The organism is Ensifer sp. ZNC0028 (assembly GCF_000799055.1).
In the GTDB taxonomy this organism is placed as follows: domain Bacteria; phylum Pseudomonadota; class Alphaproteobacteria; order Rhizobiales; family Rhizobiaceae; genus Ensifer.
The window spans coordinates 18,687-43,198 of record NZ_JTLA01000007.1; the positions used below are offsets into that span (position 1 = coordinate 18,687).

26 protein-coding genes are annotated in these 24,512 nt (G+C 63.0%); 12 read left to right on the plus strand and 14 right to left on the minus strand.

The features are described from left to right. Positions 1-84 precede the first annotated feature (84 nt). The 8 genes from L981_RS01895 to L981_RS01930 form a co-directional block, all read right to left on the minus strand. Positions 85-933, minus strand: coding sequence for a cytochrome c oxidase subunit II (locus L981_RS01895; protein WP_043611239.1), 849 nt, complete (start codon positions 931-933; stop codon positions 85-87). Positions 934-1,176: 243 nt separating this feature from the next. Next, positions 1,177-1,563: a cytochrome c family protein gene (locus L981_RS01900; protein ID WP_043611241.1), complete on the minus strand. Its 387-nt coding sequence runs from the start codon at positions 1,561-1,563 to the stop codon at positions 1,177-1,179. Between the two features lie 205 nt (positions 1,564-1,768). After that, the gene (locus tag L981_RS01905; protein ID WP_043611242.1) at positions 1,769-2,836 is read right to left on the minus strand and encodes an ABC transporter ATP-binding protein; all 1,068 of its coding nucleotides are present in this window, start codon (positions 2,834-2,836) and stop codon (positions 1,769-1,771) included. An 11-nt stretch (positions 2,837-2,847) separates the two neighbouring features. Next, the gene (locus tag L981_RS01910; RefSeq protein WP_043611243.1) at positions 2,848-3,681 is read right to left on the minus strand and encodes a carbohydrate ABC transporter permease; all 834 of its coding nucleotides are present in this window, start codon (positions 3,679-3,681) and stop codon (positions 2,848-2,850) included. A 4-nt stretch (positions 3,682-3,685) separates the two neighbouring features. Beyond that, positions 3,686-4,621 carry a carbohydrate ABC transporter permease gene (locus tag L981_RS01915; protein ID WP_052201536.1) on the minus strand — a complete coding sequence of 312 codons (936 nt, stop codon included), beginning with the start codon at positions 4,619-4,621 and terminating at the stop codon, positions 3,686-3,688. A 143-nt stretch (positions 4,622-4,764) separates the two neighbouring features. After that, positions 4,765-6,027: a sugar ABC transporter substrate-binding protein gene (locus L981_RS01920; RefSeq protein WP_043611245.1), complete on the minus strand. Its 1,263-nt coding sequence runs from the start codon at positions 6,025-6,027 to the stop codon at positions 4,765-4,767. A 68-nt stretch (positions 6,028-6,095) separates the two neighbouring features. Beyond that, positions 6,096-7,268, minus strand: coding sequence for a PLP-dependent transferase (locus L981_RS01925; protein ID WP_043611247.1), 1,173 nt, complete (start codon positions 7,266-7,268; stop codon positions 6,096-6,098). Continuing rightward, on the minus strand, positions 7,265-7,981 hold the full coding sequence (locus tag L981_RS01930; RefSeq protein ID WP_043611249.1) for a FadR/GntR family transcriptional regulator: 717 nt from the start codon (positions 7,979-7,981) through the stop codon (positions 7,265-7,267). The genes L981_RS01925 and L981_RS01930 overlap by 4 nt, the downstream gene beginning before the upstream one ends. Positions 7,982-8,127: 146 nt before the next feature. Between L981_RS01930 and L981_RS01935 the strand changes: the two genes are divergently transcribed. Then, positions 8,128-8,379, plus strand: a complete 252-nt coding sequence (locus L981_RS01935) for a hypothetical protein (protein ID WP_043611251.1) — start codon at positions 8,128-8,130, stop codon at positions 8,377-8,379. 57 nt (positions 8,380-8,436) lie between these two features. Here L981_RS01935 and L981_RS01940 read toward each other — a convergent pair whose 3' ends face one another. Then, positions 8,437-9,540, minus strand: coding sequence for a Xaa-Pro peptidase family protein (locus tag L981_RS01940; protein ID WP_043611254.1), 1,104 nt, complete (start codon positions 9,538-9,540; stop codon positions 8,437-8,439). A 320-nt stretch (positions 9,541-9,860) separates the two neighbouring features. Then, complete coding sequence (locus tag L981_RS01945; protein ID WP_043611256.1) at positions 9,861-10,553, minus strand: GntR family transcriptional regulator; 693 nt, start codon at positions 10,551-10,553, stop codon at positions 9,861-9,863. 189 nt (positions 10,554-10,742) lie between these two features. On the opposite strand from L981_RS01945, the gene L981_RS01950 reads away from it, so the two are divergent. From L981_RS01950 to L981_RS34950, 4 genes are all read left to right on the plus strand, one after another. Further along, the gene (locus tag L981_RS01950; RefSeq protein ID WP_043611257.1) at positions 10,743-12,110 is read left to right on the plus strand and encodes a glutamine synthetase family protein; all 1,368 of its coding nucleotides are present in this window, start codon (positions 10,743-10,745) and stop codon (positions 12,108-12,110) included. Beyond that, the gene (locus L981_RS01955) at positions 12,107-13,420 is read left to right on the plus strand and encodes an FAD-binding oxidoreductase (RefSeq protein ID WP_043611305.1); all 1,314 of its coding nucleotides are present in this window, start codon (positions 12,107-12,109) and stop codon (positions 13,418-13,420) included. The genes L981_RS01950 and L981_RS01955 overlap by 4 nt, the downstream gene beginning before the upstream one ends. A gap of 254 nt (positions 13,421-13,674) precedes the next feature. Beyond that, positions 13,675-14,589, plus strand: coding sequence for a transglutaminase family protein (locus L981_RS01960; RefSeq protein WP_043611258.1), 915 nt, complete (start codon positions 13,675-13,677; stop codon positions 14,587-14,589). A gap of 134 nt (positions 14,590-14,723) precedes the next feature. Next, on the plus strand, positions 14,724-14,873 hold the full coding sequence (locus L981_RS34950; RefSeq protein WP_043611259.1) for a hypothetical protein: 150 nt from the start codon (positions 14,724-14,726) through the stop codon (positions 14,871-14,873). 8 nt (positions 14,874-14,881) lie between these two features. Here L981_RS34950 and L981_RS01970 read toward each other — a convergent pair whose 3' ends face one another. Together L981_RS01970 and L981_RS01975 are read right to left on the minus strand one after the other, a co-directional pair. Continuing rightward, the gene (locus tag L981_RS01970) at positions 14,882-15,274 is read right to left on the minus strand and encodes a nuclear transport factor 2 family protein (protein ID WP_043611260.1); all 393 of its coding nucleotides are present in this window, start codon (positions 15,272-15,274) and stop codon (positions 14,882-14,884) included. Positions 15,275-15,325: 51 nt separating this feature from the next. Continuing rightward, positions 15,326-15,943, minus strand: a complete 618-nt coding sequence (locus L981_RS01975) for a TetR/AcrR family transcriptional regulator (RefSeq protein WP_043611261.1) — start codon at positions 15,941-15,943, stop codon at positions 15,326-15,328. A 115-nt stretch (positions 15,944-16,058) separates the two neighbouring features. Here L981_RS01975 and L981_RS01980 point away from each other — a divergent pair, with 115 nt between their 5' ends. The 6 genes from L981_RS01980 to L981_RS02005 all read left to right on the plus strand — a co-directional run bounded on the left by L981_RS01980 (position 16,059) and on the right by L981_RS02005 (position 22,193). Further along, positions 16,059-17,156 (plus strand): PotD/PotF family extracellular solute-binding protein, encoded by a 1,098-nt coding sequence (locus tag L981_RS01980; protein ID WP_197067088.1) that lies wholly within the window; start codon positions 16,059-16,061, stop codon positions 17,154-17,156. Between the two features lie 75 nt (positions 17,157-17,231). Next, on the plus strand, positions 17,232-18,113 hold the full coding sequence (locus L981_RS01985) for an ABC transporter permease (protein ID WP_043611262.1): 882 nt from the start codon (positions 17,232-17,234) through the stop codon (positions 18,111-18,113). Between the two features lie 2 nt (positions 18,114-18,115). Next, positions 18,116-18,907: an ABC transporter permease gene (locus tag L981_RS01990; RefSeq protein ID WP_043611263.1), complete on the plus strand. Its 792-nt coding sequence runs from the start codon at positions 18,116-18,118 to the stop codon at positions 18,905-18,907. Next, the gene (locus tag L981_RS01995; protein WP_043611264.1) at positions 18,904-20,004 is read left to right on the plus strand and encodes an ABC transporter ATP-binding protein; all 1,101 of its coding nucleotides are present in this window, start codon (positions 18,904-18,906) and stop codon (positions 20,002-20,004) included. The genes L981_RS01990 and L981_RS01995 overlap by 4 nt, the downstream gene beginning before the upstream one ends. 4 nt (positions 20,005-20,008) lie before the next feature. After that, on the plus strand, positions 20,009-20,743 hold the full coding sequence (locus L981_RS02000) for an MBL fold metallo-hydrolase (RefSeq protein ID WP_043611308.1): 735 nt from the start codon (positions 20,009-20,011) through the stop codon (positions 20,741-20,743). A gap of 16 nt (positions 20,744-20,759) precedes the next feature. After that, positions 20,760-22,193: an aldehyde dehydrogenase family protein gene (locus L981_RS02005; protein WP_043611265.1), complete on the plus strand. Its 1,434-nt coding sequence runs from the start codon at positions 20,760-20,762 to the stop codon at positions 22,191-22,193. Positions 22,194-22,251: 58 nt separating this feature from the next. Here L981_RS02005 and L981_RS35740 read toward each other — a convergent pair whose 3' ends face one another. Next, entirely contained in the window at positions 22,252-22,386 is a 135-nt protein-coding gene (locus L981_RS35740; RefSeq protein WP_256364269.1) for a hypothetical protein, read from the minus strand. On the opposite strand from L981_RS35740, the gene L981_RS02010 reads away from it, so the two are divergent. After that, positions 22,340-23,230, plus strand: a complete 891-nt coding sequence (locus tag L981_RS02010) for a DMT family transporter (protein WP_371258813.1) — start codon at positions 22,340-22,342, stop codon at positions 23,228-23,230. The two genes, L981_RS35740 and L981_RS02010, sit on opposite strands and share 47 nt — an antisense overlap. Positions 23,231-23,325: 95 nt before the next feature. Here L981_RS02010 and L981_RS02015 read toward each other — a convergent pair whose 3' ends face one another. Next, the gene (locus tag L981_RS02015; RefSeq protein WP_043611268.1) at positions 23,326-24,504 is read right to left on the minus strand and encodes an aminotransferase; all 1,179 of its coding nucleotides are present in this window, start codon (positions 24,502-24,504) and stop codon (positions 23,326-23,328) included. Positions 24,505-24,512: the final 8 nt, after the last annotated feature.

Consider the following 24,512-nt stretch of genomic DNA (forward strand, 5'->3'; position numbering starts at 1 on the left):
AATGGAATTGCGTCTCCTCACGAGCGGGATGCGGGCGGATACCGCGAGCACTTTTCCTCATCCCGCTTGGCCGTCGGGGCGCCTCTATTGCGCCGGGGCGGCATTTAATGCCTGCGCCGTTTCCTTCGTCTGCACTCCTGCTTGTGCCTGCAGCTGCGAGAAGGTTTGCTGCTGCGAAAGCCAGGCCTGATAGTCCTCCGCACTGTCGACGACGACGGTGCCGCGCATCTGCGGGTGACCGACGCCGCAAAGCTCGGCGCACAGGACCTCGAACGTGCCCGTGCGGGTGGGCGTCAGCCAGAAATAGGTGACCATGCCGGGCACCATATCCATCTTGGCGCGGAACTCCGGCACGTAGAAATCATGCAGCACATCGACGGAGCGCAGCAGCATCTTGACCGGTTTACCGACTTCCAGATGCAATTCGCCGCCCTCGATGACCACGTCGTCAAGCGCTGCCGGATCGTTGCGGTTGAGGCCGAGCGAGTTCTCCGGCGTGATGTCGCGGGTCTCGGAGGTTCCGAGCTTGCCGTCGGCGCCGGGGAGCCGGAAGCTCCACAGCCACTGCTGGCCGACGACTTCAACCTGGGCCGCTCCATCGGGAACGGTCACGAACTGGTGCCAGACGAAAAGGCCGGGGGTGAGCATGGCGGCGACGCCGAGCGTCGTGCCGCCGGCAAGCCACCCTTCGAGCTTGCGGTTTTCCGGTTCATAGGCCGCCCGGTTTCCCGGACGATGGCGAAAGCGAAGCACGCAATAGGCCATGAAAAGAACCACGGCGACGAAGACGACGCCGGTAATCCAGAAGGTGATGATGAGCGTGTTGTCTATGTAATTCCAGTTGGACGCGATTGGCGTCCACCACCACGGGCTCAACAGATGAAACAATACCGATCCGACGGCCAGTAAAACCAGAATAACGACCACGGCCATTTCTATCCCTCCTCGCCGCTGGCGGCTGTGGGCATGAAGACGCAATCCGTAGATCTCTGCTGCACGTTTTCCTTGGTCGTCGCCGATCCAGGGATGAAAACATGCAGGAATTCAAAGTTCTACAGCGACCTCTCTGCGTCTGGTCAGGCGCGCGGCGCTGTAGATGCAATTTTTGCACGAACGTCCAATAGTCGCAATTCGCCGCCGACGCGGCGAGCGGCGGTTGCGTTTCGTCTTTTCAGCCTACTGCGAATACTGCTTGAGATAGGCGAGAAGATTGGAGATGTCCGTGTCGTCCTTCAGCCCGACGAAGGCCATTTTCGTGCCCTTCACCTTGGCCTTGGGATTGTGCAGATAGTCGCGCAGCGTCGTCTCGTCCCAGACCAGACCACCCTTGCCGGCATCGACCATAGCCGTGGAGTAGCTGAAGTTGGGATGGGTGCCGGCGGTTCGCCCAAGGACATGGTTGAGCGAGGGCCCGACCTTGTTGGTATCGCTGTCGACGATATGGCAGACGGCGCATTTCTTGAAGACCGTGGCACCGGCCGTGGCATCACCCTCTTGCGCGAGGGCGGCGAGCGGACAGAGCAAGGTTGTCGAAAAGGCAAGGGCAACAACAAGAATTCGCATGACACTTCCTCAAAATCGCCGGGCGCAGGCAAGGAAGGCTATCGTCAATCTGTCGTTTTGGCGGTGCTTGCTTCTCTTAAGTTGGCGCCACGGCGGTTGATACTTGCGACACCGAAACGGTACGCCTCGTCCTCAGGAAGTCAACCGGCGGCGTCGGCCAGTTCGCAGACGCCGCCTAATTTTTCACCATGGCCGGTGCCGGCAATCAGACGCGATTGCCGTCGGCATCGAAGAAGTGCAGCCGTTCGACGGGCAGGCGCACGGGCAGCGAGCCGGAAACGTTGAGGAACCGGCGGTCGTTGGTAAACGCCTTGAAGCCGGCACGGCCGAAGGAAAGATGCAGGATGATGCCGAAGCCGGTCGGCTCGACCAGGTCGACATTGGCCTTCAGCGCATCCGGGCCTTCGACGCCGATCTCCACATGTTCCGGCCGGATACCGAGCGTCGCCTTGCCGCCGTCGGCGAGGGCAGGATGCGGCTGAGCCGGGATGACGATGCCACCATCTGTTTCGAAGCGGGGAGCGGCGCCGTTGCGGTAGGTGCCCTCGAAGAAGTTCATGCCCGGCGAGCCGATGAAGCCGGCGACGAAGAGATTGGCCGGCCGGTCGTAGAGGTCGAGCGGGCTCCCGACCTGCTGCACGAAGCCGCCGTTCATGGCGACGATGCGGTCGGCGAGCGTCATGGCCTCGATCTGGTCGTGGGTGACGTAGATCGAGGTGGCACCGAGGTCCTTGTGCAGCTTCTTGATTTCGGCGCGCATCTGTTCGCGCAGGCGGGCGTCGAGGTTCGAGAGCGGCTCGTCGAAGAGAAACGCCTTGGGTTCGCGAACGATGGCACGGCCCATGGCGACGCGCTGGCGCTGGCCGCCCGAGAGCGCGCGCGGACGGCGCTCGAGCAGCGGATCGAGCCCGAGCTTGGCGGCTGCCCCTGAAACGACGCTTGCGATCTTCTCCTTGGCCGTCTTCCGAAGCCTCAGGCTGTAGCTCATGTTCTTGGCGACCGACATATGCGGATAGAGCGCATAGGACTGGAAGACCATCGCGATGTCGCGGTCCTTTGGCGCCAGCTCGTTGACGCGTTTGCCGGCGATGCGGATCTCGCCCGAGGTGACGCTTTCAAGGCCGGCGATCATGCGCAGAAGCGTGGACTTGCCACAACCGGACGGGCCGACGAGCACGACGAACTCGCCGTCGCCGATCTTGAGATCGACGTCGTGCAGGACCGGGTGGATGCCGTAGGATTTCTGGATATTGGCGATATCGATGGAAGCCATGAGAGCAATCCTCAGCCTTTGACCGCGCCGGCCGTGAGGCCCTGGACGAGATAGCGTTGAATGAGCAGGAAGAAGAGGCAGGCGGGGATGAGCGCGAGCACGCCGGCGGCCATCATCTGCCCGAAGTCGACGGAGAACTTCGACACGAAGGACAAAAGTCCAACCGGGAAGGTCGCCTGATCGTTGCCGGAGATCAGCATCAGCGAGAACAGCAGTTCGCTCCAGGCGGCGGTGAAGACGAAGCCGAGCGTGGCGGCGATGCCCGGCAGCGTCAGCGGCAGGATGATCTGGCGGAAGGCGACGAACTGTGTTGCGCCGTCGATCATCGCCGCTTCCTCCAGGTCCTTCGGGATGCCGTCGAAGAAGGACTGCATCAGGAAGGTGGCGAAGGGCACGTTGAAGGCGGTGTAGACGATAACGAGGCCGGTCAGGCTGTTGGTGAGGCCCATCGGCGAGAGGATCTTGAAGATCGGCGCCACCAGCATCACCAGCGGGAACATCTGCGTCAGAAGCATCAGCGCCACCAGCCAGTACTTGCCGCGGAAGTTGAAGCGCGACAGGGCATAGCCCGAGAGCGAGGCGAGAATGGTGACGATGACGGCAGTCGAGCCCGAGACGATCAGGCTGTTCTTGAAGAAGACAGGAAATGCGCTGTGGCGGAGCACGAAGTCGAAGTGCTCGAGGCTGGCGCGCGACGGCCACATCCGAATGCCTTCGGAATAGAGTAGGTCGTTCGGCGTGACCGCGACCTTCAACAGCCAATAGAGCGGGAAGAGCGCAAAGGCGATATAGGCAAGGATTGCCAGCCGGTGCGCGATGGTGAGGAAAAGCGGTTTGGCGCGCATCGGTTCAATCCTTGCTCAGCAGCCATTGGCGCAGGATGACGATCAGCATCGAATAGGCGAGCAGCAGCGCCAGAAGCACGAGCGCGATCGCCGAGGCGTAACCGAAATCCAGCCGCTTGAAGGCCTGGGTGAAGATGTAGCTGGCGACGATCTGGGTGCGGTCGGCCGGTCCGCCATTGGTCATGACGATGATCAGGTCGGCGAAGTTCGAGATCCAGACGGTGCGCAACAGGATGGTGATGGCGATCGTCGGCGCGAGGAATGGCAGCGTGATCGAGAGGAAGCGCTGGACCGGGCCGGCGCCGTCAATGCTTGCGGCCTCATAGAGGTCGCGCGGGATCGCCTGGAGGGCGGCTAGCAGCGTGATGGCGAAGAAGGGAATGCCCCACCAGACATTGGCGACGATTGGCCCCCACATGGCAAGCTGCGGGTCGGACAGGATGTTGTGCGGCTCGCTCATGAGGCCGAGCGCGTAGAACCAGTGCGGCAGGGGGCCGACGACCGGATTGAACAGCCAGGCCCAGTTGAGGCCTGCAAGGAAGCTAGGCACCGCCCAGGGTAAAAAGACGAGCGCCTGGGCGAGCCCGCGGCCATAGAAGGGTTTATCGAGCAGCAGGGCCAGGATCAGGCCGAAGACGAACTGGAAGAACACAGAGGCGCCGGTCCACCAGAGCGTATTACGCAGCGCCCGGTAGAAGGCCTGATCCTCGGACAGCGCCCGGAAGTGATCGAGGCCGATATAGGCGCCGGAGAACGGGTTCAGGAGTTGGATGTCGCGAAAGGCGTAGGAGACACCAAGCACCAGCGGCACCAGCATCACGGTGACGATTAGGATCAGCGCCGGCGCGCTATAGAGATAGGGTGCGGCGCCATCGGCGATGCGCTTCTTCAGCGGCGTCCTGCTTGCCGGCAGGCCGCTTTGGCGGGCGACATAGGCCATCGATCGAAATTTCCCCTGTGCGGCCGCCGGTTTTTCGGGCGTGCCTCGATTCTAGGTCGGAGCGGAAAGGGCGGAGACCGCGCCCATTTTGTTCCGCGCGAGATCAAACGGCCGGCGGCGGAAAGCCGCCGCCGGCTGAAGGCTTACTTCTTGCTGGCAAGGAACTTCTGCTGCGCCTTGGTCAGGTATTCCGCCCACTGGTTGGCGAGCTGTTCCGGCGTGATGTCGCCGAGCAGCGCTTCCTGGGTCGTCTTGATGGCGAGCGAATCCTTGAAGAAGGCGAATTCCTCGAGGTAGGTCGGCATGACCGTCAGGACGACGTCCTTGTCGGCGAGTTCGTCGAACCAGCCCTTGAACTGAGCGCTCGCGTAGAAGGGGTCCTTCTCGGCCGACTTGTGCACCGGCAGCGCACCGGTGCGCTTGTTCCACTCGATGTTGCCTTCCGGTCCTTCGAGCGTTTCGATCAGCTTCCAGGAGAGGTCCTTGTTCTGGCTTGCAGACAGCATCGACCAGCCGGCGAAGCCGATGGTGGTAAACGCCTTGCCGCTCGGGCCCTTCGGCATGGTGGTGACGCCAAAATCTTCCGATTTCATGCGCTCGGCAATGGCGATCAGCGCGTCCGGATCCTGGTCGAGGAAGGCGCAGGTGCCGCTGTAGAAGCCGGCGACGATTTCGTTGAAGCCCCAGTTGACGCTGTCCTTCGGCGCCAGCCCCTTCTTGTAGAGGTCGATCACCCAGGTCAGACCCTTGACCCAGCCTTCGCTGTTCATGGTCGAGGTGCCGTCCTCGTTGAAGAACGTGTTGCTGCCGGCCATCGTCGCGCCGAACATCACCCAGCCGTTGAGGCCGCCCGGGCCGCCGCGCAGGCAGTAGCCGGATTTGCCAGGAAGCTTGGAGACGGCTTCAGATGCCTTGACGAAATCGTCCATCGTCTTCGGCGGCTCGTTGACGCCGGCTTCCGAGAGCAGCTTCTTGTTGTAGAACATCGCGCGCAGATAGAAGCCGTAGGGCAGCATGTAGGCGGTATCGTTGATGTCGCGGCCGAGTTCGAGCGCGCGTTCCGTCAGCCCGCCCGTGTGCTCCCACTTGGCGAGGTAGGGCTCGAGGCTTTCGAGCATGCCGTTGTTGGCATAGAGCGACAGCCAGGTGTCGGGCATTTCCATCACATCAGGCAGTTCGCCGGCCGAGACCATGGTGGCGAATTTCTGGAAGGCTTCGCCCCAGGGAAGCGAGATGATCTCGACCGTCGTGCCAGGGTTGGCGGCCTCGAACTTGGCGACGATCGACTTCAGCGTCTCGGTGCGCTCCGGGCTGGTGATGACTTCGACCAGTTTCAGCTTGGTGTCGGCGAGCGCGCTTCCGGCCATGAGCGTGGCGAGAAGTGTGGCAGTGATCAGTTTCTTCATGTCTGTTCCCTCTTTTCTCGTTGGTTTTGGTTCAAAGTGGGCGGAACGGGCGTTGCATCCCGCTCCTGTCAGTCAGTCGAAGCGACGGCGAGCGCCGCCTCGAGATCGCTCCAGAGGGCCTCCGTTCCCTCCAGACCGACATGCAGCCGTACCGACCGCGGCGAGATGCCGAAGGCGGCCGCGGAATTCGGCTGGGCTTTCTGCGACAGCACGACTTCGCCCGGCACGATGAGGCTTTCATGTCCGCCCCAGGAAACGCCGAGCTTGAAGAGTTCGAGATGATCGGCGAAGCGCCGGACATCGACACCCTCGCGGAAGATGAAGGAGAAGAGGCCGGACGTGCCCGAGAGCCCGGGCGGCAGGGTGTTGCCGAGGCCGGGGTGGCAGACCTTTTCGACCAGCGGATGGGCCTGCAGCCGCCGCGCGACTTCAAGCGCCGAGCGTTCGTGCGACTTCATGCGGATCGGCAGGGTGCGCAGGCCACGGATCAGGAGCCAGGCGTCGAAGGGCGAGAGCTTGCCACCGAGATAGGGATAGGCTTCCGAGCGGATGCGGCCGATCAGTTCCTTCGATCCGGTGACGACGCCGGCGACGACATCAGAGTGACCGCCGAGATACTTGGAAGCCGAGTGGATGACGAGGTCGACGCCGAGCGAGATCGGCTGCTGGAAGATCGGGCTTGCCCAGCTGTTGTCGATCGCGGTGATGATACCCTGGTTCTTGGCAAGGCGGGCAAGGGAAGCGACATCGTGGGTGTCCATCACCCAGCTCGTCGGGCTTTCCATGTAGAAGAGCTTGGCGCCGGGTAGCGCCTTGGCGACCGCTTCCTCGTCGCGGCCGTCGACATAGGTTACCTCGATCTTCATGCGCTTCAGATGCGTGCCGAAGAGTCGGAAGGCATCAGGGTAGACGTGGTTGACGGCGACGATGCGATCGCCCGGCTCGACGAAGGAGAGCACCGTGGAGGAGATCGCCGACATGCCGCTCGCAAAGCCGATCGCGTCCTCGCCGCCTTCGAGTTTCGCCAGCATCTCCTCGAACATGCGCACGGTCGGGTTGAGGCCGCGGGTATAGATCGGCCGCACGCGCTCGCCCCGGTAGGAGGCGACCATGTCGTCGTAGTCCTTGAAGGTGAAAAGCGAAGTCTGCACGATCGGCGGCACGACGGCGTCGAAGGCGTGGCCTTCGTCATGCGCGACGATCAGCGAGGCATGGTCGAACGGATCGAGGCCGTTGGTCATTTGGACATTTCCTTGATGTCTTCCTCGACGATCGCGAGGATTTTCAGCGTTTCTTCGCGAGCAGTCTCAGGGTCCTGAGCGGCGATCGCGTTGAAGAGGGTGCGGTGGAACGGGAAGGAGCGACGGGCGAAGTCCGTTCGATCGAAAGGATGGTCCCAGAAGCGCTCGAAGGCCTCGCGCATCTGTTCGAGCAGCTGGCGAAACAGCGGATTGTGGGTGGCGTCGTAGATCGCCAGGTGAAAGGCGAGGTCTTCCGGCCCCGACGTGCCCTTGGCGATGTGCACGCGCTCCATCTCGTTGAGCTTGATTTCGATGATCTTCAGGTCGTCTTCGGTGCGCCGGCGCGCGGCGACCATGTTTGCCTCGACCTCGATGCCCCGGCGCACTTCGAGCGTCATCAACAGCACGTCACGCAGATGCGCGGCGTCGAGCGTGAGCGGCATATGGACGGTGGCGCCGGAGATCGTGCGCAAGAGATAGGTGCCGCTGCCCTTGCGTGCCTCGACGACGCCGAGCGCCTGAAAGTGGCGGATGACTTCGCGGATGGTCGAGCGGCCGACGGCCAGCGCCGTCATCAGTTCGCGCTCGGCCGGCAGGCGCTCGCCGGCTTTGAGCCCCGATTGTTCGATGTAGTCAGCCAATGCGGCAATCACCTGCTGGGCCCGGTCGGCCGGGGGCAGGGGCATCAGTGCCGCTCTTGCCGGTTCATTCATTCGGCTCCCTCCCCAGAGGCCAAATTGGTCTGACATCTCACCAATATGATCAAGCTGGTTGGGGTCGTCAAGCAAGAACTGATAGACGCACAGCGGTTGACCCCGCCCGCCTCAGGCGTAGACAAGGGAGGCAAGGAGCTCTGGTGATGATGAAATGGGAATATCAGTTCGTGGTCGCAGCCGTGCTCGGCGCATTCTTCGTCATGGCGACGGCTGCGGGGGATGCCGAGGCGCAGATGCGGACGCGGAAGGGCGAGTATTACGAGGGGATCCAGCGCAAGCCCTATGGTTATTACTGGATCTGGCCGCCGGTCGAGCAGCAGCAGCCCGTCTACAAGAAGCAACCTCGCAAGAAGGGGAGCGAGGTGGCAAAGCCGCGCAAGCGGCCGGTTCAATAGCCGCAAGGCTGGCAAAACCGCAAAGAGAAGCGGCGCCCTGGGGCGCCGCAACTTTGATCAGACCTTCGCGACGTGAACGTCGCGGGGAAGCGAGGAGAGAACCTCCGGCCCATCCTCGCGCAGGATGACGATATCCTCGAGGCGGATGCCGAAGCGACCGGGCAGATAGATGCCGGGCTCGATGGAGAAGACCATTCCTTCTTCCAGCACGGTTTCCGAGGTCGCGGTGATGTAGGGCGGTTCGTGACCGTCGATGCCCATGCCGTGGCCGGTGCGGTGGACGAAGTACTCGCCGTAGCCGGCGTCCGAGATCACTTTACGGGCGGCAGCATCGACCTCTTTGGCGAGAACGCCCGGGCGAGCCGCCTTCAGGGCCGCCTGGACGGCTCTTTCTACGATCGTGTGGATCTGCCCATAGCCTTCGGGCGCGCGGCCGACGATCGCCATGCGGGTAATGTCGCTCGGGAAGCCCTGTTTGCGGCCGCCGATGTCGATGACGACGGCATCGCCTTCCTCGATCACCCGCTCGCTGGCGGAGTGATGCGGGAAGGCGCCGTTGCCGCCAGCGCCGACGATCCAGAAGGCCGGTGCAGCACCTTCCGAGGCGAAGTGCGCGCGGATGTCGGCGGCCAGTTCCTTCTCGGTCATGCCCGGGCGGATTTTGGAGAATGCCGCCTGCATGGCGCGATCGGCGATGCCGGCGTTCATCTTCAGAAGCGCGTATTCGCTCTTGTCCTTGCGCATGCGCAGGCTCCCAAGCGTTGCCGGCGTGAACTCGCGGGCGGTATCCTGAGGCAGCGCATCGATGAGCAGCAGCGCGAAATCGGCGCGCATGGTTTCGTCGAGCACGACGCGGCCGGGCTTTGCGGCGCCGACATCGGCAAGCGCTGCGGTCAGGGCGTCGCTCGGGCCAATGTCGTCGGCCCAGTTGTGGAAGGCGATATCGGTGTGCTCGCGCGTGCCTTCGGCATTCAGCGCCGGCATCAGGAACGCTTCCTTTTCCGGGCCGATGAGAAGCAGGCACGGACGTTCGTCGGGATGCGGATGGTAGCCGATCAGCCAATCCATGTGCGATCCTGGGGCCAGCGCGATGAGGCCGACATTGCTTTCGGCCATCGTGCGGCGGAGCGCCGCAAAACGGCTCTTGGTGAGTTCTTTCATGGTGTTTCCAATTCTGGCTTGAGAAAATCAGATGTCGCCAACCGGTCAGGCGGCTGCGGTCGACAGTGATGGATGAAAGGAGCGCCGGAGATCGGCGCAAAGTCGGCTATGGGGAATGCTTGAGGCCCGCGCCTGTCTTGCGGCGGGACTTGGGTCTTTGGCTCTTCAAGCGGACTCCTCCCCCTCGAATGCACGGACATGAAGCCGGGAAGCTGCTCGCTTCCCGTCACTATGCGTCTGTATTTGCACGACTTTGGTGCCGTGATTGAACGTTGTCAATACGGAATTTTAGTCACACTAAAATTTTGACGGCAGTGATCTCAGGCGGCCAAGCGCAGCAACCGCGCGACCGCCTGCTGGTCGAAGCCGCCGATGCCCTCGCGGATGTCGGCAGCGATGGCGTCGGCGGCAGCGTTCTCGTCGCGGCGCCTCAGCGCCTCGATCGCCTCGCGGTGGCGATCGACGACGTAGAGTTCGGTCACGTGTTCCATGGCGATCCCGAGGATCGGGCCGAGCTGCAGCCAGACGCTCTCGATCAGCGGCATGGCGACCGCGTCGGGATTGGCCGTGTAGATCATCCGGTGAAACGCCTGGTTGGCGATCAGCGCCGCCACCTTGTCACCCCGACGGATCTCCGTCTCGATGCTGTCGTCGATGGCCATGATCTTCTCGATCTGGCGTTCGGAGAGATGGGCGACGGCCCGGCGTGCGGCATGGCTTTCGAGCGCGATGCGCAACGAGATCAGTTCCTCGAAGCGGGCAGGGGTGATGTGCGGGACGACGATGCGGCGGTTTTCGAGGAACTGCAGCGCGCCGATCGAGGTGAGTTGTCGCAAGGCCTCGCGCACCGGAGTGGGGCTGCTTTCAAGCGCCTCGGCCAGGCCGCGAATGGTGACGGAGGTGCCGGGTCGGAACGCGCCGACCATGATCGCCTGGCGCAGCCGGTGAAAGGCATAGTCGTGCGTCGTCATGCCATCGGGGCGCACCAGCGGCGGTAAGACAAGGGGTTTCAAGTGCGCATGTCCTTTTGCCCGAATTGCGATGGTTTTCTCATCAGCGAGAGCGGCGTTTGGCAAACGCCTGCATACACTTTTGCGCGCCCCGCTCTACGTCAAATGCCTGATAGCACTGCCGCTGCTTGACTCCAATTCCTGAATTATGTCAACTTTCTGAAAATGTGATCACAAAAAGAGATTTGCGATATGTCGCTCGACGCGGAAGATCCCAGCGCATTCAAGGCATGGCTCGAGCAGAACGGGCCGATCGAAAGCATCCAGGCGGTCGTCTGCGACCTCAACGGCATCATGCGGGGCAAACGCGTGCCGGTGGAACAGGCGGGGAAGGTTCTCGGCGGCGGCATCCGCATGCCGCTCTCGATCGTCGGCGTCGACGTGTGGGGCGAGGACATCATCAACAGCGAGCAGGTGTTTGCGAGCGGCGACCGGGACGGTATTTGCGGCGTCACCGGCCGCGGCGCGCTGCCGGTCAACTGGACCTCGCGGCCGAGCGCGCTTGTGCCACTCTGGCTGCAGCTCGAGGACGGCAAGCCGTTTCTTGCCGATCCGCGCCAGGCCCTGGCGGCGGTCGTGCGGGAATACAAGGAGCTCGGCCTTCGCCCCGTCGTCGCGACCGAACTGGAGTTTTACCTGATCGATCCTGAGCCCGACAGCGCGGTGCCGCCGATCTCGCCCTATACCGGCAAGCGTCTCGATTCCGATGCGATCCTGTCGATCGACGAGCTCGACGACTTCGGCGAGTTCTTCTCCGACGTCTACAAGGAATGCGCCCGGCAGAACGTGCCGGCGGATGCGGCGATCGCCGAAAATGGCATCGGCCAGTTCGAGATCAACCTGCTTCACACGGATGACCCGCTGAAGGCGGCCGACGACGCGATCTTCTTCAAGCGCATCGTCAAGGGTGTGGCGCGCAAGCATGGTCTTGCTGCGACCTTCATGGCCAAGCCCTATGGCACCCGCTCGGGCAACGGCATGCATGTCCATTTCAGCCTGCTCGACGAGGAGGGCAACAACGTCTTCAACGACGGCAGTGACGAGGGGTCTCCGATCCTCAAGAATGCCGTTGCCGGTCTCTTGCGCGGCATGGCCGAGACGACGCTGCTCTTTGCGCCGCACTTCAATTCCTACCGGCGGCTGCGGCCCGACACGCATGCGCCGACGGCCGTGTGCTGGGGGTATGAGAACCGCACCTCGGCGATCCGCATTCCCGGCGGCAATCCCAATGCGCGCCGCATCGAACATCGTGTCGCCGGCGCGGATGCCAATCCCTACCTCGTCATTGCGGCCATCCTCGGCGCCGCACTCGTCGGCATCCGCAACAAGTGGAAGCCGCCGGCGCCGGTGTCGGGCCGTGCCTATGCAGCGGAGAAATTGCCCAAAATTCCCTCCGATTGGGGGCAAGCGGTCGACACCTTCGAGGCAGGACCGATTGCCGCCGAAATCTTCGATCCCGTGCTGCGCTCGATGCTGATCGCCTGCAAACGCCAGGAGATCGCAGGCTTTGCCGAGCAGGTCACGGACTACGAATTCAGCGCCTATCTGGAAATCGTCTGATGCTTACCAAACAGAAATCCTATGCCGGCGACGGCAGCTATCCGACCAGCTACTACGCCGCCTCGCGCAACATCGTGCGTACGCCCGTGCGCCTTCAGGGCCGCGTCGCGACCGACATCTGCGTCGTCGGTGCCGGCTATTCCGGCCTGTCGACGGCGATCCATCTGGCGGAAAAGGGCTACAAGGTCGTGGTCGTCGAGGGCGCGCAGGTCGGCTGGGGCGCGTCGGGCCGCAATGGCGGCCAGGTCGTCAACGGTCTCAACGCCAGCCTGTCGACGATCCAGCGGCGCTACGGCGACGAGGCCGCCCGCTTCATCGGCGGGCTTGTGCAGGAAGGCGGCAAGATCATCCGCCGCCTCGTCAGCCAGTATCAGATCGACTGCGACCTGAAGCCGGGCAACATCTACGCCGCCTACACACCGGCGCACATGAAGGAGCTCGAAGCCAAGCAGGCGCTCTGGCGCAAATACGGCATGGATGATCACCAGCTTCTCGACCGTGAGGCGCTCAGCAAGCTCGTCACGTCGGACGCCTATTGCGGCGGCATGCTGGATACGACCGGCGGCCACATGCATCCGCTCAATCTCGTGCTCGGCGAGGCGCGCGCCTTCGAAAGCATCGGAGGCACGATCTATGAACAGTCGCCGGTGACCCGTGTCGATCACGAGGCGGCGCGGCCGACGGTCTATACCGAAGGCGGCGAAGTCTCGGCGCGTATCGTCGTGCTCTGCGGCAATGCCTATCTCGGCGATGCGGTGCCGAAGCTCGTCTCGCGCGTCATGCCGGTCTCGACGCAGATGATCACCACGGCGCCGCTTGGCGAAGAACTCGCCCATTCGCTCATCCCGAGCGACATGTGCGTCGAAGACGTGCGCTACATTCTCGATTATTTCCGGCTCTCGGCCGACAAGCGCATGATCTTCGGCGGCGGCACCGTCTATGGCGGAACCGACCCGGCCGACGTTGTCGCCAAGCTCAAGCCCAACCTCGAAAAGGTGTTTCCGCAGCTGAAGGGGGTGAAGATCGATTACGCCTGGAGCGGCAACTTCGCGCTCTCCTTCACCCGCGTGCCGCAGATGGGGCGGATCGGCAGCAACACCTATTTCGCCCATGGTTATAGCGGCCACGGCGTGACCGGTTCGCATCTGTTCGGCCGCACACTCGCCGAGGCGATCGACGGCGACACGACGCGCTATGATGTCTTCGAGAAACTGCCCTGGTACCCATTCCCCGGCGGGCGCATGTTCCGCGCGCAATATTCGACGGTCGGCTCCTGGTGGTACCAGTTCAAGGACGCCGTCGGTCTTTAGGCTGAAGGCTGGCGACTGTAGCCTAAGCGAATGCGCACGCGGGAAGGGGCGTTTTCGCGACGATCGCGATATCGCCTCGCTGCCGGATGCGCTACTATCGGCTCCGGGATCGGCCTGTCCGCGGGAGGGCATGGCAATTGCTGACATGGGGCCGACTGCGCGGCCCTGCCTACGGATACCAAGGGGGTGCCACGTCATCGGGCGGGGCAAGACAGACGGAAAGCATTGCTTTTCGTCGAACTTGGAGGTCTGAGATGTTCGTACGCTTCGGCTATGAGATCGGTATTCGCTGTCCGCAACCAACGCCGATGATGACCTATCTTTCCGTGGTGAAGGAGCGACGAGCGGGGCTTCGCCGCGAGCACGGACCATTGCCGTCTCCGCTGGTTCAGATGGAGGAAATTACCGACCCGCATGGCAATGGCTGCCTGCGGATGACGGCTCCGGAGGGGGATTTCAAGCTTTCCTATGACGCGGTCTTAGAAGACGACGGCAGGCTCGATGCGTCAGATCCCCTGGCCGAGGCGGTGCCGGTCGAGACCTTGCCGCCGGCAACGCTGCCCTATCTGGCGGCCAGCCGCTATTGCGAGACGGACCGGCTGGGGGCGCTCGCCTGGCGTCTGTTCGGCGACGTGCCGGCCGGCTGGGAGCGCGTCCAGGCGATTTGCGACTACGTGCATGAGCGGTTGGTGTTCAGCTATGGCTATGCCCAGGCGATGCGCACGGCCCTCGAGACCCATGAGGACCGCGTCGGTGTCAGCCGCGATTACGCCCATCTGGCGATCACCCTCTGCCGCTGCATGAACATGCCGGCGCGCTATGTTCACGGCTACATGGCAGACCTGCCGCAGAGCGACCATCCTGCACCGATGGATTTCAATGCCTGGTTCGAGGTCTATCTCGGTGATCGCTGGCATACCTTCGACGCCAAGAACAACCAGCGGCGGGCAGGGCGCATCGCGGTCGCCCGTGGCCGCGACGCCGCGGACATTCCGCTGATCCAGACCTTCGGCAAACACGAGCTGACCACTTTCACCGTCTGGACCTGCGTCGAGACCGACAGCGCGCTCAAGGGTTCGCACCGTGCCTCCGACGTTTCGCTGCTCACGCCATGGTTCAGCGAAACCTGGTCGAAACATCTTCAGGACCGCGACCGCAACCGCCATTGAGGAGCGCGATCGCGGCGAACCGATTTTTTACGATTTATGCGATTTGCGGAATTTAATATCTACAAACTCAATGGAGAATATAGGAGAACAAGACAGTCGATGGGCCGTGGCCCGCGCAGGAACGGAGAGACGCGATGAACGCAGCGAAACCGATGATCCAGTCCCGCTACGCTGTTTTCGGGGCGACACCGCAACGCCGCTCACATGTTCATCTGGTTCCGCACGCAATTGCCATCGTGGCCGCGTTTTCCTTCGTCAGCGCCGTCGTCGTCGGCGCCTTCTGACGCCAGTCTCAGTTTTGCCGTGACAGATGCTCGTGCACGGCGAGCCATTCTCCCGATGCCGCCCGCCCGAACACGATGGTTTCCCGCTCGTCGGCAGTCGCCGGCTCTCCATTGAATTCCAGTTCGGTCTCGACGCGGTGCGTAAAGACGGCGACATCACCCAGCGCCTGAACATGTCGTTCGCTCGACCGACAGGCGCGCACCCGAAACCCGTCCCGTTCCTCCCAAAGCGACCATTCTGCCTCGTATTCGGCACGGCTTTTCAGGGGCCGGTCGAGCGTGTGGAAGATGAAGGTCGCTTCCGGCGCAAAGGCCGAGAAATAGGCGGTCCTGTCGTGGCGGGCGAAGGCGGCAACCAGCCGGTCGGCGGCCTGAAGCACCGACTGCTCGAGATCGTTCATGGGGTTCCCTCTTTATCCGGAAGCAGATTGCTCCGGTGGTTTTTGTGATGGTCAGCGCACCGCGATCAGCGTCGCCAGCGGGCGGTTCTGGCGCGAGACGCGGGCCTTGAGGTCGTCGAGCGTCATCGGTTCGCGCTTGGCAAACTCGGTGAACATCATGTTGAGATTGTTGAAGAACATCTCCCCGACCGCCTCGGCGTCGATATCGATTGCGACGACGCCCTTGGCCTGCAGCTTGCGGATCAGCGTCGAAACCTGATCGCACAGCCGACGGTCAAGCTCGGTATAGCGCTTGCTGAACGGGCTTTCCGGCTGCTGGATGGCGATCGCCATGGCGGTGCGCCACATCTCCTTGCTGAGATAGTAGAGCGAGTGGTCGTAGTATTCGCCGATCAGCGCATCGAGTGCGCCCATGACGGAGGCGGGCGGGTTGTCGACGATCGATCCGCCGCCGGCGAGCACTTCCTCGACTTCCATCGACACGGTCGCAAGCAGGATGTCGCCCTTGTTTTCATAGTAGTTGTAGAAGGTTCCGACCGAGATTTCGGCGCGCTCGGCAATGTCCTCGATGCGCGCGCTGTCATAGCCGACTTCGCGAAAAAGCACGGCGGCGGCGTCGAGAATTCGCCTGTTTCGATCCGCCTTTTGCCGTGCGCGCAGCCCTGTCATTCCAGTGTTTCCCGAATTATGAATTGGTTCAAAATTGAGATTGACTTAAAAAATGAATTCATTCAATCTTTTTTTGAAGACGCCGAAACGAGCGTCAAAACAAGAGGGCAACAGCATGATGAAGTCCGTTCGTGACGGTGCGCGCCTGCGCCGTTTTTTCTCCTCCACGGCCGCAATCGCGATCGCCGCTCTGTCGACGGTCGCGGCCCCTGTGCCGGTCTTTGCCCAGGACGAGCTCAATGCGCTCGTCTGGTGCGACCACACCGATCCGGCGCTTCTGGAACCGTTCGAGAAGGCCAACGACGTGAAAGTCAACGTCAAGGTCTATGAGGGCACCGGGGCAGGGCTCTCGATCCTCGACCAGTCGCAGCCGGGCGACTGGGACGTGCTCGTGATCGACGGTGTCGATGTGCATCGCGCCATCGACCTCGACCTACTCGCCGAAATGCCGGCCGATGCGCTGCCGACCGCGGATATCTTCCCGGAAGTGCGCATGGAGGCGAACAACATGAAGGACGGCAAGACCTACGCCGTCACCGAGAAGTTCGGCTACAACACGATTTCCTACGACAAGACCAAGGTCGACCCGAAGGACATGCAGGACCTGTCGATTATCTGGTCGGACAAGTACAAGGGCCGCATCGCGCTCTACGACTACTACCTGCCGATGATCGGTCTCGTCGGGCTTGGCCTCGGCAAGAAGACTGCCGATCTGAGCGACGCGGACATGCCGGCGATCAAGGAAAAGCTCGCAGCGATGCGCGCGGTTTCCAAACAGGTGAGCGACGTCGTCTCCTCGCAGACGGCGCTGGCGACCGGCGAAGTCGACATCCTCGTCGGTGGCGGCGAATGGATCACCGCGGTTCTCTCGGCCGACAAGCCGAGCCTCGACTGGACCATCCCCGAGCAGGGTGCGGTGCGCTGGGCGCAATCGATCGGCGTGATGAAGGATTCGACCAAGCAGGATCTGTCGCTGAAGTTCGTTCAGTACATCGTCAGCCCCGAGGGCCAGGCGCGGCTTGCAACCTCCTCTTGCTACTGGGCGATGCCGGCCAATGCCAAGGCAGGCGAGCATCTGACCGACAAGCAGAAGGCAGCACTTCGCTTCGACCAGCAGGCCGAATACCTGAAGAAGACGCAGCTCTATCCGATCCCCTCGGCCGAACTCGACCAGAAGTTCCAGGATGCCTGGACGGAGATGCTGCAGCAGTAACGACAGCAGCGGGCGCGTCGCGTCGCGCTCGCCCTTTTTCTTTGCTCGCCCGAAATCCTTTGATCTGGGACGGTAATGGCAGACACCGCTTTGACATCAGCGACAGCGCTTGAAGACGCCGACCGCCGCAAGGCCTGGGGCTTCGTTGCTCCGGCGCTGCTCTGGACCATTGCCTTCTTCGTCGTGCCCTTCGCCTTCATGGCGGCGATGAGCCTCTGGAAGCGCGAAGGGCGGGACATCGTTCATGCCTGGAACTTCGACAACTACATCCGCTTCTTCTCCGAAAACGCGCTGTTCCAGGGGCTGGTCAATTCGCTCGAAATCACCGTCATCGTCACGGTGATCTCGGTGCTGCTTGCCTATCCGCTCGCCTGGATCATCGCCGAGCGGGTGCCGAAGCGGCTGCAGCGCATGGCGCTGATCCTGGCGATCCTGCCGTTCTGGACCTCCTACGTGGTGCGCTCCTATTCCTGGCTGCTGGTGCTGTCGAAGAACGGCGTGATCAACCAGCTGTTCCTGAACATTGGCCTGATTTCCGAGCCGCTGGAACTTGCCAGCACCCGCACGGCGACGGTCATCGGCTTCGTGCATTTCTTCGTTATGCTTCTGACGCTGACGATCTATTCCAACCTGATCCAGCTGTCGCCGAACTATCGGCGCGCGGCGGCCGACCTCGGCGCGAACGCCTTCCAGACCTTCTGGCATGTCGTCTTGCCGCTGACGCTGCCGGGCATCATGACAGGCGCCTTCCTCACCTTCGTTCTGTGCATCGGCGACTACGTGACGCCCCAGATCCTCGGCGGCAACAACGAGCTGGTGCTGCCGCAGATCATCATGCTGCAGCTCGGGCGCCGCGCGGATTTCCCGATGGCGGCGGCGCTGTCGATCGTCCTGATGCTCGCCGTCACCGTCGCCTATGTGGCCTGCGCCCGCTGGCTGAAGATCGAGAGGGCCTGACCATGCTGCGCCAGATCTTTGCAAGCGTGCTCTCCTGGACCTATCTCGTCCTCGTCTACGCCTTCATTTTCCTGCCGGTCGCCGTGCTGGTGCTGTTCTCGTTCCAGGACGGCCGTCTACCGGTGCCGCCGTTCAACGGCTTTTCGCTGCAATGGTACGAGGCGGTGTTCGCCGACCGGAAGCTGATGGCAGCGCTTGGCAACTCGATGGTCGTGGCGCTTATCTCCTCCACCATCTCCGTGCTGCTCGGCTTTCTCGCGGCTTACGCGCTCGCGCGATACAAGCTGCCGGGCTCTGCCCTGCAGCGCGGCCTGCTGATCGCGCCGATGACGGTCAGTTACCTGATCATCGCGCTCGGCCTTTTGTCGCTGATGAACGCACTGCACATTCCGTTGTCGCTGATGACCGTCGGTATTGGCCATGTGGTGATCAACCTGCCGCTCTGCTTTGCCATCATCTATGCCTCGATGGGCGATCATCACATCAACATCGAGCGGGCGGCGCGTGACCTCGGCGCCAACGATTTCAAGGTGATGGCGCTGGTAACGGCGCCAATGCTGATGCCGTCGATCCTCGCCGCCTTTTTCCTCTCGGTCACCTTCAGCTGGGACGAGTTCATCATCGCCTTTTTGCTGTCGCGCTTCGACGTGACGCTGCCGGTCGAGATCTGGAGCATGCTGCGCTCCGGCCTCAACCCCAAGACCAATGCCATCGGCTCGCTGGTGTTCCTCGCCTCGGTAGCCATTCTCCTCATCCTCGAGCTCTCTTTGTTCGGAAGGACGAAAAAACAATGACCGCTTCCGTCTCGATCGAAAACGTCAGCAAGATCTTCGGAGCCTTCACGGCGCTGGACAATGTCTCCCTCGACATCCGGGCCGGCGAGTTCATCGTGTTGCTCGGGCCGTCGGGCTGCGGCAAGACCACGCTTCTGTCGATCCTCGGCGGCTTTCAGTCGCCGAGCGCCGGCCGCGTGACGATCGCCGGGCAGGACATGACCTATGTGGCGCCGGCCAAGCGCCCGACGACGACGATGTTCCAGGACTATGCGCTGTTTCCGCACATGCGCCTCGTCGACAATGTCGGCTTTGGCCTCCGGATGCGCGGCCTTGCCAAGGCCGAGCGCGACGAAAAGGCGCTCGGCTTCCTCGATCTCGTGGGCTTGAAAGCGTCGGCCGGCAAGCGGCCGCATGAGCTCTCCGGCGGCCAGCGCCAGCGCGTGGCGCTCGCCCGGGCGCTGGCGGTCGATCCGGATGTGCTTCTGCTCGACGAACCGCTCGGCGCGCTCGACCTGAAGCTTCGCCGCCAGATGCAGGACGAGTTGAAGGCGATCCAGAAGCGCGTCGGCACGACCTTCGTGCATGTCACCCACGACCAGGAAGAGGCGATGGCGATCGCCGACCGCATCGTGGTGATGAACCAGGGGCGGATCGAGGATTTCGGCCCGCCGTCAGAAATCTACATGCGCCCGCGCTCGCTGTTTTCGGCGGGATTCATGGGCGAGGTCAATTTCGTTTCGGGCCGTGTGGCGGCGGCCGACGCAAGCTCCGCCCATGTCGAAACGCCACTCGGCAGCCTGGCGCTTCCGGCCGGCAATTTCACCGCATCGTCGCCGAAGGCCGGGGACCGCATTACGCTGACCATACGGCCGGAGCATTTCCGCGCCGACGACAAAGCAGAGGGGCCGACCGTGGCGCTTGGTGAGGCGCGCGTCGCCGGCAGTGCCTTCTTCGGCACGCATTACCGCTGCCACCTGCAGCCTTGCGCGGCCGATACGAGGGCGCTGGTGGCGCACCTGCCGCAATCGGCAAGCGTGCGCGAGGGCGAGATTGTGCCGCTTGCCGTGCGCGCCGCCGACGTCGTAGCCTTGCCCGCCACAGGTGGACACGCGTAGCATGATGCAGAGAATTTCCGCTGAGAACTGGTACCGGGTGAGACGGCTCGACGACGACGTCACCGCCATCGACGAGCCCTATATCCAGGAATTCTACCGCTGCAACATTTGGCATGTGCGCGGCCGTGACCGCGACATCCTCGTCGACAGCGGCATGGGCGTCGTGTCGCTCCGGCAATGGGTGCCGCTCGTCACCGAGCGCGCCTTGGATGCCGTCGCCAGCCACACCCATTTCGACCATATCGGCTGCCATCACGAGTTCGACTGCCGTTGTGTGCACTCCGCTGAAGCCGATCTTCTGGCGCATCCCACCCGCAAGAACACGCTCGCCGACCCCTATGTGGCCGACGAGATCTTCGATGCGCTGCCACCCGAGCCCTATCTCTCGACCACCTACGCGGTGAAGGCGGCGCCGGCGACGCGGCTGCTCGAAGACGGCGACCATATCGATCTCGGTAACCGGGTCTTCGAGGTGATCCACACGCCCGGCCATTCGCCCGGCGGCATCGCGCTCTATGAGGCGAAGACCGGTATCATGTTCTCGGGCGACATCCTCTACGACGGACCGCTGATCGAGGACACCTATCATTCCAATGCCGACGACTACCTGGCGTCGATGGAACGGCTGCTGAAGATACCCGCGCGTATCGTTCACGGCGGACATTTTCCGAGCTTTTCGGGCGAGCGTTATCGCGCTCTGATCCGGGACTGGCTAGCGGAGAAAGAAAAGACAAACTGACGGGAAGGAGGAGCGAATGCTCGACAAACGCAAGTTTTACATCAACGGCGCCTGGGTGGATCCCATCGTCGCCAACGATCTCGAGGTGCTGAACCCGGCAACGGAAAAGCCGGTTGCGGTGATCTCGATGGGCACAGCCGCGGACATCGACCGGGCCGTTGCCGCCGCCAAGAAGGCCTTTGCCACCTACAGCCGGACGAGCGTCGAAGAACGCCTGGCGCTGCTTGAAAAGCTGCTTGCTGTCTACAAGCGCCGCTATGACGAGATGGTCGACACCATCACCATGGAACTCGGCGCGCCGAAGACCATGACCCGCGAACAGCAGGCCGACGTCGGCGTCGGTCACCTGCAAGGCTTCATCGACGCTCTGAAGCGGCTGAAGAGCCGCGACCGGCTGCCGAACGGCGACGTGATCCTGCGCGAGCCGATCGGCGTCTGCGGCCTGATCACCCCCTGGAACTGGCCAATCAACCAGATCGCGCTGAAGGTGGTGCCGGCGCTCGCGACCGGCTCCACCTGCATCCTGAAACCGAGCGAGTTCACGCCGCTCAACGCCATGCTTTATGCCGAAATGGTGCATGAGGCGGGTTTCCCCGCTGGCGTCTTCAACCTCGTCAACGGCGACGGCATCAACGCCGGTGCAGCACTTTCGAAGCATCCCGACATCGATATGATGTCATTTACCGGCTCGACCCGCGCCGGCATCGCCGTCAGCAAGGATGCGGCCGAGACGGTCAAGCGCGTGACGCTGGAGCTCGGTGGCAAGTCGCCGAACATCGTCTTTGCCGACGCCGATCTAGAAGATCGCGTTACCGGCAGCGTGCTCGAATGCTTCAACAATTCCGGCCAGTCCTGCGACGCGCCGACCCGCATGCTGGTGGAGCGCAACGTCTACGACCAGGTGGTCGAGATCGCCAAGCGCGTCGGCCGCGAGGCGAAGGTGGGTGACCCGACGCAGGAAGGCAGCCATATCGGTCCGCTCGTCAGCCATGTCCAGTTCGGCCGGGTGCAGGCGCTGATCGAGGCCGGCATTGCCGAAGGCGCGCGGCTGCTTGTCGGTGGCGCCGGCAAGCCGGAGGGCTTCGAGACCGGCTACTTCGTCAAGCCGACGATCTTTGCCGACGTCAACAACGAGATGCGCATCGCCCGCGAGGAAGTCTTCGGTCCGGTGCTGGCGATCATTCCCTTCGACACCGAGGAGGAGGCGATCGCGATTGCCAACGACACCAATTACGGCCTTGCCGCCTATGTGCAGACGGGCAACCCGGAGCGGGCCGAGCGCGTCGCCGGACGCCTGCGCGCCGGCATGGTGCACATCAATGGCGGGCCGCACCGCTACGGCAGCCCGTTCGGCGGCTACAAGCAGTCCGGCAACGGTCGCGAAGGCGGTATGTTCGGCCTTGAGGACTTCCTCGAAGTGAAGACCGTTCACGTTCCCGACGCTGCCTGAATACAGCGCTACGTGCTTGAACGACGGCCGTCGCAATCTGCGGCGGCCGTTTTTTCTTTCAGGCTTCGGCGCTTGCAGGGCTGTCACCGGTCGTCCGCATCTGGTAGCTCGTCGGCTTACCGCCCCAGACGACCGTGCCCTTCCGGATGCCTCCCGTGACCCAAGCTTCCCATTCCCATAATCGCGTTGCCATGGCTGCCCTTCTCATTGGCGGCGCTGCGATCGGCGGCTCGCCGATCTTCGTGCGGCTGTCGGAAGTCGGGCCGATGGCGACCGCCTTCTGGCGCGTGGCGCTGGCCTTGATCCCGCTTCTCGCCTGGACCTGGTTTCGTCCCGAGGGCGCCGGGGGGCGGCGACCGGAAAAGCTCTCGGAATATGCGCTTCTGATCCTGCCGGGCGTGTTCCTGGCGATCGATCTCGGTGCCTGGCACTATGCGCTGACCAAGACATCGGTTGCCAATGCGACGTTGCTTGCCAATCTCGCTCCTGTCTTCGTGACGCTTGCCAGTTGGCTCTTGTTCCGGGCGCGGATCAGCGTTGTCTTTGCCGTCGGGCTGGTGACGGCTGTGATCGGTGTGATCACCCTCAAGGGCGGCCCGATGGCGCTGGGTGATGGCAATCTGCTCGGCGATGGCGTCGCCGTCGTTGCGGCAATGTTTTATGCCGGTTACATCCTGGCGATCGGACAGCTGCGCAGTCTCTTCAGCACCGTACGCATCATGATCTGGAGCACGGCTTCGGCTGCGATCTGCATGCTGCCGATGGCCGTCCTGTTCGAGCCGACGCTGTTGCCGCCGACGGCGTTCGGCTGGTCGATGCTGTTTGGCCTGGCCTTCGTCAGCCATGCCGGCGGGCAGGTGGCGATCACCTATGCGCTCGCCTATCTGCCGCCTGCGTTTTCGTCGCTCACACTGCTGTTGCAGCCGGTCGTGGCGGCGATCCTCGCCTGGATCCTGCTTGCCGAACCGGTTGGCATGATGCAGGCGATCGGCGGGGCGATCGTGCTTGTCGGTATCCTGATCGCGCGGCGCGGATAACGCCGCGCGCTTTCTTCAAAACAGGTCCAGGCCCGACAGCAATTCCAGGAAAAGTGTGAGGCGGTTTTCCGTCCGGAATTGCGTCGTTCAAAGTCTCAGAGACCCGGCGGCGTGAAGTTCGCCAGCCGCTCTTCGAGCTGGCGGATCGTGTCGGCATCTGCATTGGCGAAGGCGAAGCGCAGGTAGTTTTCCTGGCCCTCGCCGAAATAGTCGCCGGGCAGGCAGACTACGCCGGCGAGCTTGGCCAGCTTCTCGGCGATGAACTGCGAGTCGATATCCGGGTAGGGGTGGCGGACATAGGCGAAATAGGCGCCGACCGCCTGCAGCTTCCACTTCGGCAGGCGGCTCATCACGTCGCGAAGTGCATCGGCACGGGCCGCGATCTCGGCGCGGTTGCCCTGTCGCCAGTCGGCAAGTGCCGGGATCGCTTTGGCGACCGCGGCCTGGGCGGAGCGCGGCGCGCAGATCTGCAAGTTGTCCATGATCTTCGTCACCTGTTCGACAACGGCGGGGCCGGCGGTGATCGCGCCCAGGCGATGGCCCGGAATGCAGAAGGATTTGGAGAAGCTGTAGAGGCCGATGAAGCTCTCCTGCCAGCCTTCGGTTGTGAGCAGGCCGTGCGGAGCGACGGAGGCATCCGGCAGGAAGTCGCGATAGGTCTCGTCTAGGATCAGCCAGACGCCCTTGGCACGGCAGGCTTCATGGATACGGGCGAGCAGCTCCGGCGGATAGACAGCGCCGGTCGGGTTGTTGGGCGAAACGAGCGCGAGCGCGCGGATGCCGGGGTGAAGCGCTGCGGCGATCGCATCGACCTCCGGCAGGAAGCCGGCACCGGCATCGCAGGGCACGAGTTCGACATTGATGCCGAGCATCGACAGCGTCGTTTCCTGGTTGAAGTAATAGGGGTTGGTCATCAGGATCGTGTCGCCCGCGCCGGCAATCGCCATCGCCGTGCAGATGAAGGCCTGGTTACAGCCCGAGGTGATGTGGATGTTGTCGGCCGTGACCGAAGCACCATAGAGCTCGGCGACATGGGCCGCATAGGCGTCGCGCAGCACAGCTTCGCCCTCGATCGCGCCGTATCCGGTATAGGCGGTTGAGGCTGCGGCCTCACCGAGCCAGGCCAGCATGTCCGGATGGGCGGGATAGCCGGGCACGGCCTGCGACAGGTCGATCAGCGGGCCACGGGAGCCGTCGTAGGATTTCGCCCAGGCCAGCACCGAAGGCACGGGCGGCGGCGAGAGCTTTTCGACGAGCGGGTTGAAATGCGGCATGAGTGGTC